This is a genomic window from Exiguobacterium artemiae 255-15, from assembly GCF_000019905.1.
Lineage (GTDB): Bacteria > Bacillota > Bacilli > Exiguobacteriales > Exiguobacteriaceae > Exiguobacterium_A > Exiguobacterium_A artemiae.
In genome coordinates, this window is record NC_010556.1 from 1,688,963 (window position 1) to 1,705,955 (window position 16,993).

General features: G+C 44.3%; 17 protein-coding genes and 1 tRNA gene. 9 read left to right on the forward strand and 9 right to left on the reverse strand.

Annotation, left to right across the window (positions count from 1 at the left end; translation table 11 throughout):
* Positions 1 to 250: 250 nt before the first annotated feature.
* Positions 251 to 2,083 (reverse strand): putative bifunctional diguanylate cyclase/phosphodiesterase, encoded by a 1,833-nt coding sequence (locus EXIG_RS08885; RefSeq protein WP_012370597.1) that lies wholly within the window; start codon positions 2,081 to 2,083, stop codon positions 251 to 253.
* 155 nt (positions 2,084 to 2,238) lie between these two features.
* Here EXIG_RS08885 and EXIG_RS08890 point away from each other — a divergent pair, with 155 nt between their 5' ends.
* The gene (locus EXIG_RS08890) at positions 2,239 to 2,868 is read left to right on the forward strand and encodes an FMN-dependent NADH-azoreductase (RefSeq protein ID WP_012370598.1); all 630 of its coding nucleotides are present in this window, start codon (positions 2,239 to 2,241) and stop codon (positions 2,866 to 2,868) included.
* On the opposite strand, the gene EXIG_RS15605 is transcribed toward EXIG_RS08890, so the two are convergent.
* The 4 genes from EXIG_RS15605 to EXIG_RS08910 form a co-directional block, all read right to left on the reverse strand.
* Positions 2,865 to 3,743, reverse strand: a complete 879-nt coding sequence (locus EXIG_RS15605) for a helix-turn-helix domain-containing protein (protein WP_012370599.1) — start codon at positions 3,741 to 3,743, stop codon at positions 2,865 to 2,867. The genes EXIG_RS08890 and EXIG_RS15605 overlap by 4 nt on opposite strands.
* A 46-nt stretch (positions 3,744 to 3,789) precedes the next feature.
* Complete coding sequence (locus EXIG_RS08900; protein WP_012370600.1) at positions 3,790 to 4,674, reverse strand: helix-turn-helix domain-containing protein; 885 nt, start codon at positions 4,672 to 4,674, stop codon at positions 3,790 to 3,792.
* Between the two features lie 94 nt (positions 4,675 to 4,768).
* Positions 4,769 to 4,839, reverse strand: a tRNA-Thr gene (locus tag EXIG_RS08905).
* 112 nt (positions 4,840 to 4,951) lie between these two features.
* Positions 4,952 to 5,149: a hypothetical protein gene (locus EXIG_RS08910; protein ID WP_012370601.1), complete on the reverse strand. Its 198-nt coding sequence runs from the start codon at positions 5,147 to 5,149 to the stop codon at positions 4,952 to 4,954.
* Between the two features lie 148 nt (positions 5,150 to 5,297).
* Between EXIG_RS08910 and EXIG_RS08915 the strand changes: the two genes are divergently transcribed.
* The gene (locus EXIG_RS08915; protein WP_012370602.1) at positions 5,298 to 6,476 is read left to right on the forward strand and encodes a MalY/PatB family protein; all 1,179 of its coding nucleotides are present in this window, start codon (positions 5,298 to 5,300) and stop codon (positions 6,474 to 6,476) included.
* Positions 6,477 to 6,814: 338 nt separating this feature from the next.
* A complete protein-coding gene (gene putP / locus EXIG_RS08920) occupies positions 6,815 to 8,287 on the forward strand; it encodes a sodium/proline symporter PutP (RefSeq protein WP_012370603.1) in 1,473 nt (490 codons plus the stop codon).
* Between the two features lie 54 nt (positions 8,288 to 8,341).
* On the opposite strand, the gene EXIG_RS08925 is transcribed toward putP, so the two are convergent.
* Positions 8,342 to 9,124: a class I SAM-dependent methyltransferase gene (locus EXIG_RS08925; protein WP_041261962.1), complete on the reverse strand. Its 783-nt coding sequence runs from the start codon at positions 9,122 to 9,124 to the stop codon at positions 8,342 to 8,344.
* Positions 9,125 to 9,181: 57 nt separating this feature from the next.
* The gene (locus EXIG_RS08930; protein ID WP_012370605.1) at positions 9,182 to 9,496 is read right to left on the reverse strand and encodes a hypothetical protein; all 315 of its coding nucleotides are present in this window, start codon (positions 9,494 to 9,496) and stop codon (positions 9,182 to 9,184) included.
* A 215-nt stretch (positions 9,497 to 9,711) separates the two neighbouring features.
* Between EXIG_RS08930 and EXIG_RS08935 the strand changes: the two genes are divergently transcribed.
* The 3 genes from EXIG_RS08935 (at position 9,712) to EXIG_RS08945 (ending at position 11,423) form a co-directional block, all read left to right on the forward strand.
* Positions 9,712 to 10,191, forward strand: coding sequence for a GNAT family N-acetyltransferase (locus tag EXIG_RS08935; protein WP_012370606.1), 480 nt, complete (start codon positions 9,712 to 9,714; stop codon positions 10,189 to 10,191).
* 95 nt (positions 10,192 to 10,286) lie between these two features.
* Positions 10,287 to 10,985 carry a queuosine precursor transporter gene (locus EXIG_RS08940; protein WP_012370607.1) on the forward strand — a complete coding sequence of 233 codons (699 nt, stop codon included), beginning with the start codon at positions 10,287 to 10,289 and terminating at the stop codon, positions 10,983 to 10,985.
* 81 nt (positions 10,986 to 11,066) lie between these two features.
* On the forward strand, positions 11,067 to 11,423 hold the full coding sequence (locus EXIG_RS08945; RefSeq protein ID WP_012370608.1) for a PilZ domain-containing protein: 357 nt from the start codon (positions 11,067 to 11,069) through the stop codon (positions 11,421 to 11,423).
* A gap of 131 nt (positions 11,424 to 11,554) precedes the next feature.
* On the opposite strand, the gene EXIG_RS08950 is transcribed toward EXIG_RS08945, so the two are convergent.
* Positions 11,555 to 13,228: a glycoside hydrolase family 13 protein gene (locus tag EXIG_RS08950; protein WP_012370609.1), complete on the reverse strand. Its 1,674-nt coding sequence runs from the start codon at positions 13,226 to 13,228 to the stop codon at positions 11,555 to 11,557.
* A gap of 210 nt (positions 13,229 to 13,438) precedes the next feature.
* Between EXIG_RS08950 and EXIG_RS15610 the strand changes: the two genes are divergently transcribed.
* Genes EXIG_RS15610 through EXIG_RS08960 form a run of 3 tightly spaced genes read left to right on the forward strand, consistent with a single transcriptional unit; the run spans position 13,439 to position 15,391 of the window.
* The gene (locus tag EXIG_RS15610; protein WP_012370610.1) at positions 13,439 to 14,056 is read left to right on the forward strand and encodes a hypothetical protein; all 618 of its coding nucleotides are present in this window, start codon (positions 13,439 to 13,441) and stop codon (positions 14,054 to 14,056) included.
* A gap of 58 nt (positions 14,057 to 14,114) precedes the next feature.
* A complete protein-coding gene (locus EXIG_RS08955; RefSeq protein ID WP_012370611.1) occupies positions 14,115 to 14,909 on the forward strand; it encodes a thymidylate synthase in 795 nt (264 codons plus the stop codon).
* Positions 14,906 to 15,391: a dihydrofolate reductase gene (locus EXIG_RS08960; RefSeq protein ID WP_012370612.1), complete on the forward strand. Its 486-nt coding sequence runs from the start codon at positions 14,906 to 14,908 to the stop codon at positions 15,389 to 15,391. Before EXIG_RS08955 ends, EXIG_RS08960 begins: the two co-directional genes overlap by 4 nt.
* Positions 15,392 to 15,468: 77 nt before the next feature.
* On the opposite strand, the gene EXIG_RS08965 is transcribed toward EXIG_RS08960, so the two are convergent.
* Entirely contained in the window at positions 15,469 to 16,989 is a 1,521-nt protein-coding gene (locus EXIG_RS08965) for a diguanylate cyclase (RefSeq protein ID WP_012370613.1), read from the reverse strand.
* Positions 16,990 to 16,993 lie beyond the last annotated feature (4 nt).

A 16,993-nucleotide genomic window follows, 5' to 3' on the forward strand; every position in this document is an offset into this window, starting at 1 on the left:
GTCGTGTTCTTTGAAAACTGAAGGTATAGGGTTGTGACTGGAAGTTCGTCTGTCACGTAAAATCTTCAACGTTCACCTTGCAGATGACCGAAGTAGCGAAAACCAAGCAGAGTAAGCGTCCGCACAAAAGAAACTGACAAGATTAAAATCCAACCGTCGGGACGACGGGGTTAGCCTGATAAATTTCAGACCAATAGGTCGGATAACTCAGGAATCCTTCACCTCTTAGCATAGCGTTGGTGGAGGTAGTTCAAGCTTGTTGGTCGAGCAATGGTTCGACGGATAGTGCTTCCAATGGTTTATGGAACAAATAGCCTTGAAGCGTCTGGCACCCTAACCCTGTCAAAAGTTCCGCTTCCACCATCGCTTCGATTCCTTCCGCGACAATCGTCATCTTCAACCGATCTCCTAATTGAATGATCATCTTGACGATGGCTCGTTTTTCTTCCGAGTCAATCGCCGCCCGGACAATCTCTTTCGGAATTTTCAACTGATCAAAAGGTAATTCGACGAGCGTCTGCATCGAAGAAAAGCCGGTTCCAAAATCGTCAAGCGCAATCCGGATCCCGTGGAGATGCAATTCATTTAATGTCTCGATTATTTGTGCCATTCCTTCGATAAAAATATGTTCTGTCATTTCGATTTCCAATAAGTAAGGCGGAAAACCGGTTGATCGTAAAATCTCCAATACCTTTTTGGTAAAGTCTTCTTGACGCAACTGCGAAGGCGAGACATTAACGGCAATCGTGATTGGTTTTCGTCCTTGTTCCAACCATTGCTGACCTTGCAGGCAGGCTTTACGCATTACCCATCCTCCAAGTGTTTCGATGAATCGTGTCCGTTCTGCCAACGGAATGAATTCCAGCGGAGAAATCAACCCGTATTTCGGATGATTCCACCGGACTAGTGCTTCTGCACCCGTGATGCAGTGATTAGTTGCGCTGACTTGCGGTTGAAACAATACGAAAAAGTCCCGGTCAAGATCAGCATCATACAGATCACGTGTCAGTTGCATGGCTCGTTTGCGTTCATTTTGAGTCACCTGATCCGTGATCGCAAACGTATTTTTACGATTTGACTTTGCTGTAAATAAAGCAATCTCGGCATCATTGATGACATGATCAATCGATTCCCCGTTAACGAATGACACCCCGATGCTTGCCGTTACATTAATTTGCTTAAAATCGATTTGGACACGTTCAGAAATACTGGCTAAAATCTCATCGCATAACTGATCCGGTTGCGCGGACGTCGCATGTAATAAAAAGGCACTTCCACTCGCTTTAGCGACGATACAATCGGAAAAACGCGTCATCAACCGTTTTCCGATGATATGCAACGTCCGGTCTCCCGTTCGGTAACCGAATGCATCATTGACTGTCTTGAAATCATCCAAATCAATCAGACAGATGATATCTCCCGCGACCGCTTTTTTTTCCGTTTCAATCACAAAAAAAGACCGGTTCGCCAGTTCCGTGACCGAATCAAAAAATGCTTGTTCCTTAAATCGAGCTAAGTAGTCGATGTTTCGTTCCAGCCGTGAAACATACTGTCTATGAATCAACAGACTGATCAGTGTAGCAATCAAAATCAGTCCGATCCGTGCGATATGATCCGTTGAACTGAAGTTTGACATGCCTGCCGGTGCTTTTAACCAGACGTACAGGAGTGATAAAACGCTGATTGCCGTCGCATACAGTAACATCGTCCGGTTAATGACGACCAGGGAGGCCAATACAAATAACAACGATGCGGCCCACACAGTCTGTGCCCCATTGTTTATATACGGATAGTTGATGAACGGGATCAATAAGAAGACACTCGACATCATATGCGGTTTCCATCGGTCGCTAAGACTGCTTTTCCCAATCAGAAACTGTACACCACCCACAATAAAAATCAAAAAAGCACGCCACACTTCAGACCACTGCAATCCAGACGAACTGATGTTGCTCGAGAAGATATATAAAATGGAACCACAGCTAGTCAGCACAAAAATAATCATTCCGAACAGCTGGTAATTGGCGTTTACTTCGCGATGGTAGTGAAAATTCGTCGATGAAGGACGTTCATGTGCCTTCATAATCTTCTCTCCTTCCCGTGACTTCGTCCTCTTCTTTTCCTTATCGAGTTGGAATTAAAACCTAATTCCTCCATTGATTTGGTTTTAATTCCTCACGTCTAAAGAAGTCTTCATTCGGGTAATTGACTAATAAAGATTGAAAGGAGTGTTAAATCATGAGCCGTCTTTTATTTATCGAAGCCAATGACAGTACCCATCAAAAGAAAGGGATCAGCTCGCATATGAATGAAGCCTTTCTTTCAAGCTACCGGACACATCATCCGGAGGACGAAATCGTCGTTCTCAATTTATTTGAGGAACGGTTACCGTTTTTTGATTTACGCCTCGCATCCGCTGCCGCCAAACTGTTTCGCGGAGAATCGGTAGATCCCGATGACGATGTTCCGATCGGAAAATTACAAGAATACCTGACCGGATTTCTCGACTCGGACAAAATCGTCTTCTCTTTCCCGATGTGGAACTTGACCGTTCCGGCTCCCCTCCATAACTATATGGACTATCTGGCGCAAGCCGGTCAGACATTCCGTTATACCGCAGAAGGATCGATCGGATTGGTGAAAGGAAAACAAGTATTGTTGCTGCATTCACGCGGCGGTGACTATTCGACATCCGATAAAGCGGACTCCGAACATGCCGTTCGTTACATGCTCGACATACTCCGTTTCTTCGGCATTGAAGATGTTCAAACGATCATTTTGGAAGGCCACCAACAATATCCGGACCGCGCGGATGAACTCACTAAAAAAGCCCTCTCCGCATGTGAGAAGGCCGGGGAAACATTTTAAAATGTAAACAGTAGAAATCGTTCTTTTCCTTTAAGAACGATTTCTTCATAGGTATGCAGATGAAAGGCACGAAACAACGCATATGAAATTGTATAATCCCGTTGTGCCGGTGAACTGTCATCACCCAACATCACTTCATGATAATAACCACGTTGATAATAAAAATGAGCGATGAAAGAAGCATCATTCAAAGATAAACTGTAGCTTAGTCCTTTTTCTGTAATTTTCAAGCCGGCTTTGTATTTTTTCTCATAGGTCAACAATTGAGAATGGTTGTAATAAACCTTAATCAATTGTTTTTTTAATTCTTCCGTGTCGTACGTCAGTTCTTCCAACTCTTCGTAAACTTTTTCCGCCAAATGATACTGTTCATTCTCTACGTGCAGATTTGATATTGCCATCTTGATCCGAATGAACATTTTAGGTGATTCGTACCAGATATCTTCTTGATCCGTCAGTCGTGATAACAATGCTGAAGCAGTACGGTAATCAATTTTCTCCGTCTTTACCTCTAACAAAATCGTAAAATACGCTTTCAACAGCCGGATTTCATTGTGATGAATCGCGTCAGTTCGTAATAATTCTAGTCTCATCTCTTGATATTTCTGCTCACGAAACAGACTGGATAAATGATTATCGGCCTCCCGGAATGCGTCACTCTCCAATTGGTCCCGAAATAATAAAGAAAGTGGTACACGCAATCGTTTCGAGATTTGTTGCAATAAGTCAATCGTTGGCGAGTTGCGTCCATTTTCAATCTTACTGATTTCTGCCTGGCTACATATGCCGTCGCACAATTCTTTTTGTGTCATTTTCTTTTCTTTACGAATCCGTTTGATTTCATTTCCAATCATATGGGGTAACGATTTCATCATAATTTACCTTTCTATTCTCTTCTGACTATTGTCTCATAACAGGTTTTTAAATTGATTTTAACGAAAAATACATCCTATCTGATAAATGAACTTCTAATATAGTCGCGAATGAAGTATTTCCGGTTGCCAAGAAGATACTATAGGCAAGTGTATAAGCTTCCTGAGTCCGCTCTGAAGGACTATTTAACTGCTCCAGTGCGTATCCCCGTTGATAGTAAAAGTGTCCTAGCAAACTTGTATCCTTTAACTGATTGCTTTCGGTAATTGCTGCCTCTGTTTTTTTTAAAATTAGAGAAAATTCCTTCTGTTTAATCAAGTTGCGGATGTAGTTGTATACAATTTTTAATTTAACTTCCTTGTATTCGATCGTATCATATTCAATCTCAAACAGCAGGGAGTAAATGGAGTCCGCACGACGATACTCGCCGTAATTCGTATATAAAATCGCAATCGACATTTGAATTCTTAAATACAGCAGAAACGACTCTTCAATCAATTTTTCCTCTGCTGATACATTCAAAAGTTGTGAGATACACGTTCGGTAATCGATAATGTTCGTTTGTTCTTCAATAATCAATTTATGATAACGCAATAAAATGATGATTTCTTTGTCCGTTTCTTCCGCCAAATATTGATCAATGCGTTTAAATATTTCAGCATATTGATTCAGACGTGTAAGATGGATTATTTCTTGATCGCGCATTCGAAAATTTGTTTTTTTCTCTTCATTGATAAAAAAGGACGAGACCGGAACATGAAAGCGTTCTGCAATTTGTTGCAACAAATCAACCGTGGGTGAGTTGCGTCCATTCTCGATTTTACTGATTTCTGCCTGACTGCAAATTCCCTGACATAGTTCGGATTGTGTCCAATTCCGCTCTTGCCGGATCCGTTTGATTTCGTTACCAATCGAAACATTTAATTGATTCATGGATGTCTCCTTCACAATCTGTTCCTGTTCTGGACAAAAAAACAGGCCTCCCGTTCAAGTGATTGACTTGTGACGGAAGACCTGTTTATTTTGATGCTTCCGGCGAGAATCGAACTCGCACTGCAGCATTACCATTGCTGAGGTCTGCCATTAACCTACGGAAGCCTGTTTTTTCTAATATTAGTATAACGTAACCCAATATGAAATTCAACTTTTTCACAAATATAGAAAAAAAGCGGTTAGAGGAACCCTTTCCCCTAACCGTTTTGATGATACATTAAAGGACTGTTTTAGTTAATGAGTTATCAAAGACAATCAACACAGAATAATGTTCATCCGCTTTCGATGCGACGAATGTCGAGAATTTGAGTGTGATGATTGAATTTGAACCGACACCGTTTTCCTCAAAGAATTGGTTAAGTCGTTCTTCGAGTTCTTCTGGTGATCGTCCTACTAACACTTTTGAATGTAACATAAAATCCACCCCGTCCTTTTTTTGTGTACGATATTGAGTTTTCCCATGGGCTCATTTTTTAAAACCTCTATTTTTCCAGCTTGCCGAAATAAGAGGCATTCGGTACTGTGAAGATATGGTAACTTTTTTAGAGAAAGGACTGATCAGAATGAATGAGCATATGTTCGATGAAATTTTGGAAAAAAGACAAACCGGTTCCGTCAAATGGGATGGTTTGAAACAGTTGTTCGGATCAGATGAACTGATTCCGATGTGGGTTGCGGATATGGACGTCCGCCCTGCCGACTCCATTACGAAAGCCTTGACGAAACGGGCTGCAAGCGGCAATTTCGGATATTCCCTGTTCGAAGAAGAAGCAAAATACGCGATTCAGCATTGGTTTAAAAAACGATACAATCAATCGGTTGATCCGGCGACGATTCTTTATTCAAACGGTGTTGTGCCCGCCCTCGCGCACAGTGTATTGGCCTTGACCGAAGAAAACGACGAAATCATCATCCAGACTCCGGTCTATCCGCCTTTCCATCATGTCATCGAAGCAAATGGACGACGTTTAATTGAAAATCCGCTCCGCTTGCAAAATGACCGGTATGAGATCGACTTTTCTATGCTGGAAAAGCAAATGAAGACCGCCCGCATGATTATTTTATGTAATCCGCATAATCCGACCGGCCGTGTATTCAGTTACGATGAATTGCAACGGTTGGTTGCACTCGCTAAAAAATACGGCGTTTATGTGTTATCGGATGAAATCCACGCTGACCTGCTGTTTTCCGAAGCGACCCATCACCCGATCATTGCCTTTGATTATGATCAGGTGATATTAGTCAGTGCACCTTCTAAAACATTTAATATCCCGGGGCTGTATGCGTCTTATCTGATTGTACCGAATGCAGACTTGCGACTCAAAATCGAGCAGGTACAGCAAGCAAACTTTGTCCACCCGAATGCTTTTGCAACAACGGCCATCATTGCTGCTTATACCGATCCCAACAGTGAAGCGTGGTTACGGGAGTTGCTGCTTTATCTTGAGGAGAACCGAAACCATGCCGTCGAGCGGGTTCAAACAGAAATGCCACGTCTCACTGTCGTTGTACCGGACGCGACCTTTTTGCTTTGGATTGACTGCCGAGCACTTCCGTTTGATTCGAAGGAACGGGCGGAATGGTTAGTGGAACAGGCCGGTCTCGCCTTGACGCACGGACAACCATTTGGAAAAAATGCTTCAGCCTTTGAGCGATTGAACTTCGGATGTCCGCGCAGTCAATTGGATGAAGCACTCAATCGTCTTCGAACGGCTTATGAAGCGATTGTCTTTACGGATTAAGAGTGATGAACCCCGCGATTCAAGTGACTTTCACGTCATTTGAATCGTTTTTTCATGCAAACAAAGTTCCAATTGTATCGTTTTTTACACTGTTATTTATTTCAACGGTTTTTCTTTCATGTTACGTTCATAAGGCTGAATTCAGAAAGTTTAAACTTCAACAGGGACGAAAACCGTCCCAACCCCTTGATGGACGAGGGCTGACGCCGCTTTTAACGACTTTGTGAAGACTTGCGTTGTTGTTTTAGACCTTGTAACGTGGGGAACGAATCGATTGTGCTTATTTTGACGAAGATATGAACAGCGCAAAAAAAGTTGAAATTGGAGGATTTATTGTTATGACGCAAGAATGGATTTCTATCAGCTTGTATCTGGTCATGATGCTTGCTATCGGTTACATTGCCTACAAGCGAACGACAAACACAGAAGATTATATGTTAGGCGGTCGGGATTTAGGACCCGGTGTTACGGCTCTATCCGCCGGAGCATCCGACATGAGTGGTTGGATGTTGATGGGATTACCTGGTGCCATGTATGCCACTGGCGTATCCGCTTTATGGCTTGCTTTAGGATTACTGATCGGATGTTACGTGAACTACCTGATTTTAGCGCCACGTTTTCGTCTCTACACGGAAATGGCAAATGACTCGATTACGATTCCCGATTTCTTAGAAAATCGTTTCAAAGATACATCATGTGTCTTACGGACGGTTTCAGCAGTCGTCATTATCGTATTCTTCACGTTCTACACATCAGCTGGTATCGTATCCGGCGGGAAATTGTTTGAAAGCTCATTCGGCTTTGATTACCACTATGGTATGCTCTTGACGATTGCGGTCGTTGTCGCCTACACATTGTTTGGCGGTTTTCTCGCAGTCAGTTGGACCGACTTCGTCCAGGGTTGTATCATGTTCATCGCGCTTGTTCTAGTACCAGTCGTCGCGTTGACAGATGTCGGCGGGATTGACGGGGCCTACAGCTACGCTGAAAACTTAGACCCTACTTTGTTTGATCCATTGAAAGGAACGACATTCCTCGGAATCATCGGATTCCTCGCATGGGGACTTGGTTACTTCGGACAACCGCACATCATTGTTCGTTTTATGGCCATTCGTTCAGTCAAAGACTTGAAAAATGCACGTCGGATCGGCATCGGTTGGATGTTTATCTCGATTCTTGGTGCCATGATGACAGGACTTGTCGGAATTGCTTGTTTTAAAGGACAAGGCAACGGTCTAGGTGATCCGGAGACGGTCTTTATCCGCTTCTCTGACGTCCTGTTCCACCCGTATATCACTGGATTCCTGATGGCAGCGATTCTTGCTGCAATCATGTCGACGATTTCGTCCCAGTTGCTCGTCACATCAAGTGCCTTAACAGAAGATTTTTATAAAACGTTCTTAAACAAAAAAGCGACGGATAAACAGTTAGTCTTAACAGGACGTATTGCCGTCCTAGTCATCGCTGTCATCGGTTCCATATTAGCCTGGAACCCGTCAGCTACGATTTTATCACTCGTCGGTTATGCATGGGCCGGTTTTGGTTCGGCCTTTGGTCCAATCATTCTGCTTTCGCTCTATTGGAAACGGATGACGAAACAAGGAGCACTTGCCGGTATGTTATCCGGTGCCATTACGGTTATTGCCTGGGTACAGCTCGGACTCAGCGATACATTGTACGAAATGGTACCCGGTTTCTTTACCAGCTTACTCTTTACTGTCGTTGTCAGCCTCTTGACGAAGCAACCGGTTGAATCGGTTCAAGATACATTTGACGATATGGAAGAAGAATTAAAAGAAGCCATCGAATAATTTGAAGCAACAGATAAAACCCCTTTGAGTCTGACTCAGAGGGGTTTCTGGCCGTCATAATTCAAGAACACCATAGTGCAGCTTGGATGACTTTCGTTTCGTACGCTCAAATCCGTACCGTTCAAAGAGATCACTCTCAAAATGAGCTTTTAAGACGATTCTTTGTCGCGCGACACGCTTCGCTTCAGCTAACACATGTTCTGTCAACGGTTCATAGTTTGCCAATTGCCGTAATCCGTCTAGATGTGTGGATTCCGAAATCGTTTTTTCAAACATCGGATCAAAATAAATCACATCCACCGAATTACTCGTGCATTGTTTGAGGTATGTGAAGTGTTCCGTCAGTTGAACGTTAATCCGACGCATCGCCTCAACGATTGGCGAATATCCTTCAATCCACTGCCGCAACCCTTCCCGGACGATCAGTGCCGTGACCGGATTACTCTCTATACCGGTGACCTGACCTGACCGGCCGACCGCATGACTCATGATGATTGCATCCGCTCCTAAACCTAACGTACAATCAAGGACTGTCATCCCCTCTTGCAATCGGGCAATCGCAATCAAGGGGTCATGACCGTCGCGGTCGAATTGTTTGATCCGAAAAACCGCACTGGACGGATGAAAGAAAAAGGAACTGTCCGTTCCTGACGGATAGTACTCCAACCGGTTTTTATCCACGACAAGAACGGGTAGCTGATGTTGCTCGTGAAGTGCCGGCAGACTCATTTTTTTTCGTTCTACGACAGCAAAGTCGATGTTTTGTTCTGTTTCAAAAAGTTGTTGTCTTCTGATCTTCACATCCTCTGTCGGTCTTAAGCATGTCGTCAAGATCACTTTTTGTTTATCCAATCCGTTTCACTCCCAGAAAAAAATAAGCTAGCCTGCGCCAGCTTATTTCTTTTTCTTCAATAACCCTTCGATGTCTTCGATGAGTGCTTTTTTAGAAATCAAATCTTCTTGTTTTTCTTGTTCGACTTTAGCATCGACAGTCGTCCGTTGTAATAACGCCTGCAACGTCTCGTCAATACTTGATTTCAAATGATCGCGATCTTCTTTATTTAAGGCAAGATCGTGACGGACTTCGTCCCCTTGTTCGTCAAGTTGGCGTAACCGCTCCGTCAATTGTTTCGCTTCCCGATTCAAATCAGAATATAAGCGTTCGATTTGTTCTAAGCGTAATTTGATTCCATCGCGTTCTGTAAACACATTTTCCAACCCCTTCCAGCATACAGATGTCTACATCATTACTTTACCATATTCATCATGAAATGAAACAATCACAATCCGTTTACAACTTGCTTTTTCGCTCTTCCCGGTTTCTTCCGGGTGCGTGATTCCTTCCGGCTATCTTTTGCAATTTGTTTCCTCAAGTCGCTATAATAAATGAGCAGAGTGAAATGCGATCAGAGGAGGACACCGTCATGGATTTAAAACGTCGAACACTACGTCATGTAGATCAGACTGAATTCGAACATTTTTTAAAGTACGGCGAACAGGCTTACGGATTATCTCGTCAGGAAATTCAAGGATACGACCATGAGCTAGGAACCGAACGTGCCTTCGATTCTGTCGAACACAGTTATGCCGAAGATTTCTACTATGATATTCTCGTCGACGAACAGTTGATCGGTCGCGTACTCTTATTAAAGATGGGGCATTATTTCCAACTTGATTTGATGGTATTCGATCCTTACAGTAGACAAGGTTTTGGAACAAAGGCGGTAAAACAGGCACTCGAGCAGTCAAACGTATTGGCTCTTTACGAAGTGCGTGCCCGTATCCTGCCGACCTCTCCCCATCAAGAGATCGCTTCTCAGATTTTGAAGACGAACGGATTCGTCAAACAGGACGATTACTTCAGTAAGGGTCGCCGTAAACGTTACGCCCTACAACGCCCTTGAAATTCGACCGACGCAATCCGGCGTCGGTTTTTTTTGACATCAAATCAAAAACAGCGTAGAATTTTGGTTTGTATGATTCAGAAAGGAGTTCTCACATGAACGAATGGTTATGGTTTCCTTCCATTTTAATTACGATGGGATTATTATTACTAAGTTATCGTCTGTTTGGCAAAACCGGTCTGATGATGTGGATTGCCATCGCAACGATCATTGCCAATATCCAAGTCACACAACAAGTCGAACTTTATTCTTATATTTTCACATTAGGTAACGTCGTGTACGGAAGCTGTTACTTGGCGACCGACATCTTAAATGAAAAGTACGGGAAGAAAGTCGCGCGTCAAGGCGTCTATATGGGCTTTTTCTCATTGATTACGACAACGTTATTGATGCAATACAGTTTACTGTATACGCCGCTCAATGACACACTCGCAAAAGACATGTCAAACTCATTGAACCTTCTATTCGGGTTACTTCCTTGGATTGCGCTCGGCAGTTTGTCTGCCTACCTTGTCTCACAATTGTTTGATGTCTTTATCTATTCGAAAATCCGTCAGAAGACGGGGGAAAAGAAACTTTGGTTACGTACAACCGGTTCGACCGTCCTCAGTCAATTAATTGATACATTGACGTTTTGTGCGATCGCCTTTCACAATTTACCGTTTGATATCTGGTGGCAGATTTTCATCACCACTTATCTCGCTAAATTCGTCATTGCCTGGGTCGCGACTCCCTTCATGTATATTGCCAAACGGATTCATCCGACTGCTCCTTCGAAAGATTTGGCCGCATAATGCAAACACCTTCCTGATTTTCTACATTTCGCTAGAAGATTGTTCTTTTTTAACGGATAATGGGAATCAGGAGGTGTTCATTTGAAAATCAAACGCAACGAATCGTTCCGGTATCAATTTGATCAACCGGTTTCCGGTGAATTCTATCTCGTCAAAGAGGGACGGCGGACACCGGTCGGATCGATGAAAATTCATAATCTCTCCCCGAGTGGTATGGCGATTGCAACACCGCTGAAACTGCCGATTGATCGTTCGATGTCAATCGTCGTTGAATTTTCTCTTTTACCCGGCCTTGAACCTTTGAAGCTGAACGGACGAATCTTACATGAAAAATGGCTTGATGACCAACGTTTGTACGGCATACTGCTCGAAACGATGAAAGAGGAACAACAGCAGATTATCGATATGATCAAACAATTCGTCAAAACGACGTCTTGAATGACTCGTGTTTTACTTAGAACGAGAAGGATCTGTTCTCTCTTTTGAGAAAGAACGGCCTTCAACGATTAAAAATCAGGGTGACGGACATGATGTCCGTCACCCTGATTTTTAGTACTTGCATTTCATTTTTACCGCGTCGTCCGGTAGACGATTGCTTCATACGGTCGAAGAACCAATTCTTCTTTTGATCCTGCCGGTGATTCACTGTAATTTCCGATGACCGGATCAGAAGTATCGTGAGACAGCGGAACCGTTACTTCTTCCTGACTGAAGGAGCAGTAAATGTACCATGTTTCATTTTCATATGTTCTTGTGTACGCATAGATGTCCGTTTCCTCTTCTAAAATCAAGGCATATTCACCGTATACGATTACATCGTGCTGATGACGTAACGCAATCAGCTGTTTATAGTAATAGAAGATGGAATCCGGATCCTCCAAGGCCTGTTCGACATTGATGGTCGGATAGTTCGGATTAACTTTTAACCAGGGTGTACCCGTCGTAAATCCGGCATGCTCCGTCGCATCCCATTGAATTGGTGTCCGGGCATTGTCCCGTCCCTTCACATGGACAGCACGCAATAACTCTGCCGGTGAAGCCCCTTGCTCGGTCCGTTCTTTCCACATATTACGGATTTCGATATCCTCATAGTCCTCAATCGATTCAAAGGCCACGTTCGTCATGCCGATTTCTTCCCCTTGATAAATGTAGGGAGTTCCTTTTAACAAGTGGAGCAGAGTCGCTAACATTTTAGCGGATTCGACGCGATACGTCGTATCATTTCCGAATCGGCTGACAACGCGTGGCTGGTCGTGATTATTCCAGTACAGCGAGTTCCACCCTTTTTCGTGTAAGGCGACTTGCCATTTCGTGAAGTTTTCTTTCAGTTTCTGAAGGTCAAATGGTTTTACATCCCATTTCCCACCCGGACCGGAATCCAAGTCCATATGTTCGAACGTAAACACCATGTTGACTTCTTTGCGTTCTGGATCTGTATAAAGAATGGCGTCGTCAGTTGTCGCCCCCGGCATTTCACCAACCGTCAAGACATCATAATTACCAAAAGAAGCATCATTCATTTCTTTTAAAAACTCATGGATTCTTGGTCCGTTAATATAATGTTGTCCGCCGTCCCCGTATAGAGCACCGGGAGGAACCGTCGCATCCGGAAGACCGGGTGTCTTCGAGATTAAGTTGATGACGTCCATCCGGAAACCGTCAATCCCGCGATCCAACCAGCGCGTAATCATCTGATAGACTTCTTGACGCAGTTTTTCGTTTTCCCAGTTCAGATCAGGTTGCTTTTTAGAAAACAGGTGCAAGTAATATTCGTTTGTCGCCTCATCCAGTTCCCAAGCCGGTCCGGAAAAAATCGAGCCCCAGTTGTTCGGGAGCGTCCCGTCTTCATTGGCGCTTCTCCAAATGTAATAGTCCCGGTATGGATTGTCCTTACTCTTTCGTGACTCTGCAAACCAGGCGTGCTCGTCCGACGAATGGTTGATGACCAAATCCATTACGATTTTGATTCCCCGCTCATGCGCCTGATCGAGCAGACGATCAAAGTCCGCCATCGTTCCGAATTCGCTCATGATGGCTTCATAATCCCGAATATCATATCCGTTATCATCATTTGGTGAGTCATAGACCGGACTCAGCCAAATAACATCAATTCCAAGTTCTTTTAAGTAATCCAGTTTTTCAATGATACCGACGAGATCCCCGATTCCGTCTCCGTTTGAATCATTGAAACTCCGCGGATAAATTTGATAGACTACACTGTCGTGCCACCATTTACGTTCCATGTGATTGATCGACTCCTCTTGTGAACAATTTGCGCAATCGATTGCGCATTTAATAAAAGCGCTTCCATTTATTTCATCGTTAGCGTATCACGAATCTTGTAACCAGGACAAGAAGATTCCCTTGTACGGAATCAGGTATACTGGACCTATCGTTTCACGTTTGAATTTTTCCGTTTGAGGAAAATGATTTAAGAGAGGAGGCGTACCAACATGTATCGTCGTTACTTATTATTTCTGGTCTGGGCTGTCGCCATCATCTTTATACTGTTGTTCGGGAATAACAGAGTTTTCCCGTCCGGTTTTCTCCTGTCCTTTTTACGATTCGACCAAAGCCAATTTGATACGTCTGCGCTCAGTTTATTTACATTACTCGGGATCTATCCTGCAGCCTTTTTCATGCTCTTCTTGGACGAAAAACGCTTCTTGAAACCTTCACCGATGTTGGCCAGTTTCGGGGCATTTGCATTAGGTTCTTTTATCCTGATGCCGTATCTCGCGCTGGCAATTCCCCGTCAAACGTTTTTACCGTTTCGGCGCCGGAAGTTCATTCCTTATGTCGTCGCCGTATTAGCCGTTCTGTCGGCAATCATCATCTGGTTGGCTTTGGCACGTTCCGACTGGAGCATTTTCGGAGTCTATTTCATGACAAATCAATTCGTTCGGACGATGACCGTCGATTTGGTGATGTTTTATATTTTACAGCTGTTTATGTTACACCGTATTCGGGCGCGCCAGAATACTCGGCTCGGTTGGCGGGACCTCGTGCCGTTGTTCGGACTGTTCAGTTATCTGTTCCGCCGTCATCTTCCGACTTCCTCCAACGGTTGATTCGACCGAACGGATTCGGCTACAATAGGAAGATAGCTTTCATAGGGGGACATTATTCATGAAACAGTATCATCAACTTTGTCAGGAAATTTTAACGAACGGCGTAAAAAAAGAAGATCGGACGGGAACCGGAACCATCAGTATTTTTGGTCATCAAATGCGGTTCTCGTTGCAGGATGGTTTTCCGATGGTGACGACAAAAAAGTTACATATGAAGTCGATCATTCATGAATTGATCTGGTTTATCTCCGGTGAAACGAACATCTCTTATTTACAAGAGAACGGTGTCCGCATTTGGAACGAGTGGGCGGACGAAAACGGTAATCTCGGACCGGTTTATGGTGCCCAGTGGCGTTCTTTTCCGAAACCGGATGGAACGACCGTCGATCAATTAGCGGATGTGATTGAACAGATCAAAGTCAATCCGGACTCCCGTCGTTTGATTGTCAGTGCCTGGAATCCCGGACAACTGGAGGAGATGGCCTTACCGCCCTGCCATTTGTTGTTCCAGTTTTACGTAGCAGACGGAAAACTGTCTTGTCAGCTCTATCAGCGGTCGGCGGACGTCTTCCTTGGAGTCCCGTTCAATATTGCTTCCTATGCTTTGTTGACGCACATGATTGCTCATGTCTGTAAACTTGAAGTCGGCGATTTTGTTCATACTTTAGGAGATTCCCATATTTATTCGAACCATCTGGATCAAGTGAATCTCCAGTTGAGCCGGAATCCGAAACCTTTGCCGACGATTCGATTTGCCCGTGAAGTCGAGCGCATTGAAGACTTTACGTTTGACGATATCATCATCGAAGGCTACGACCCTGATCCGCATATTAAAGGAGTCGTCGCCGTATGATTTCGCATATCGTTGCCTATACAAAAAACCGGGTCATTGGACGGGATAACGAGATGCCTTGGCACTTGCCGGCTGATTTAGCCCATTTCAAGAAAACGACTTACGGCAAACCGGTCATCATGGGTCGAAAAACCTTCCTCTCAATCGGACGCCCATTACCGGGACGCGAGAATATCGTCATCACACGTGATCCGGACTTTCATGCGGAAGGCATCACCATCTGGCATGACTTAGACAGACTGGCGGATTACGCGGAGTCGGACGAGGAAGTCTTTTTAATTGGCGGCGGCGAATTGTTCCAGCAGACACTGCCTCTTATCGAGCGGATTTATGCGACTGAAATCGATGCCCACATCGAAGGGGATGTTTACTATCCCGTTCTTCCTGATCATTTCGTTTGTTCCTCCGAGACGTACCACCCTGTGGATACGCAACATGCAGAAGCTTTTACGATTAAGCAATTTGATCGTGTTCCTGAATAAACATCATTCGATTGACGTTTCAAGCAAAAAGCATCCCGACTTTCAAGAAGTCAGGATGCTTTTTTAATTCGGTCTTTTTAAGGCAGGCGAATCACCCATTGGCGAATCTGCTCTTCCAACTGATGTGGATCAAGCGGAGATAAACAATAATCCGTAACGCCGCGTTCCAGCGCCTGTCCCAGCAGTTGATTTTCTTCATCGGCAATCGCAATCACGTCAATGAGGGCCTCACGCGCCTGCTTCCACTGCTTAACCAGCTTAAAATCTGACGTTGCCAGCCGTTCGAGCGGCATCACGTAAAGCTGAATCGATCCGGTTGTTTTTTGATCGTCAGCTACAAGATTAAAATCGTATTTCGGATGAAACGGTAGCTCAATCCGTGAAAGAGATGGCAGTAACGTCTTTTCGACCTTAATGACGACCTCTAGCTTCTCCTTGGCAGTTGCCGTCGCGTACAGGATGACCTGGTTCCGTCCGTTTCGCTTGGCTTGATAGAGAGCTTCGTCTGCTTCAGACGTCATCTCTTCTAAATCCATCAGAACATCATCGATGATCGTTAATCCGATTGAAACCGTTACTTTCAACCCGTTCGGAAAGGTATGACGTTCAATTCGTGACCGAACCCTTTCCATCATCTCTGCGGCATGTTTCGAATTGTCTGCACTAAACAGCACCATAAATTCTTCGCCTCCGAAGCGGATCAACTCGTCGTCTTGTCGGAGAGCTTGTTTCGTCAAAGCTGCCAGTTCGGTCAACACAAGATCCCCTGTTGGATGTCCATGCAAATCATTAATTCGTTTGAAGTGGTCTAAATCGAAAATGGCCAGAGCAAACAGCTGATGATCGCGTTCCAACCGCGATGTCCGTCTCCGGTAGGCATTTTGAAGGTATTTCCGGTTGAAGGCACCCGTTAACTCATCAACTAATATCGATGAAGACACGGCACGTAATTTCCGTAGCAGCCGTTGAAGGCGAATCTTACGTTCGTCAATCCCTACCGTCTCATCCCAGTAATCATCTGCTCCAAGTGCATAACACACCTGACGGACCGTCGGGTCATTCGGACCAATCAAAATCAGCGGAATGAACGCGGTTTCCAATTTTCTAATCAGCTTCTTCAGTAATGTATCTTCTGTCATGCGAATGATTTCGTAATCAATCAGCATCGCATCGACATGCAAATCGTATCCGACTTCCAGTGTATCTTCGATTGAACCAAAAAAACGTGTCATGTAACGTTCATGCTCCAGTGCTTTTTTCCATTGAATGTTATCCAAAAACCGTTTCGTGACCGAAAGAATCATTTCCTTGCGTACGACTTTCTTCCGTCCCCGTTCTGACAAATGATCGATGACCGGTGCGAGCAGCTTCACGATCTGTTCATGCGTGACTTCTTCCGCTGCCCCGTTCAATTCACTTCCCCAGCCTGCTGTCTGCCGCTCAAAGAAATTTGCTTGATCATATTCGCTGAATCGGTTCAGCCATTGTGCGAAAACAAGCAACTCCGATTTCGGAACCGTATCCATCCGGAGTAAACGTTCGACCATCAGAATCGTCTGATCGATTTGTTTTTCAATTTGTTGTTTGGTTGTTTCCACGAGT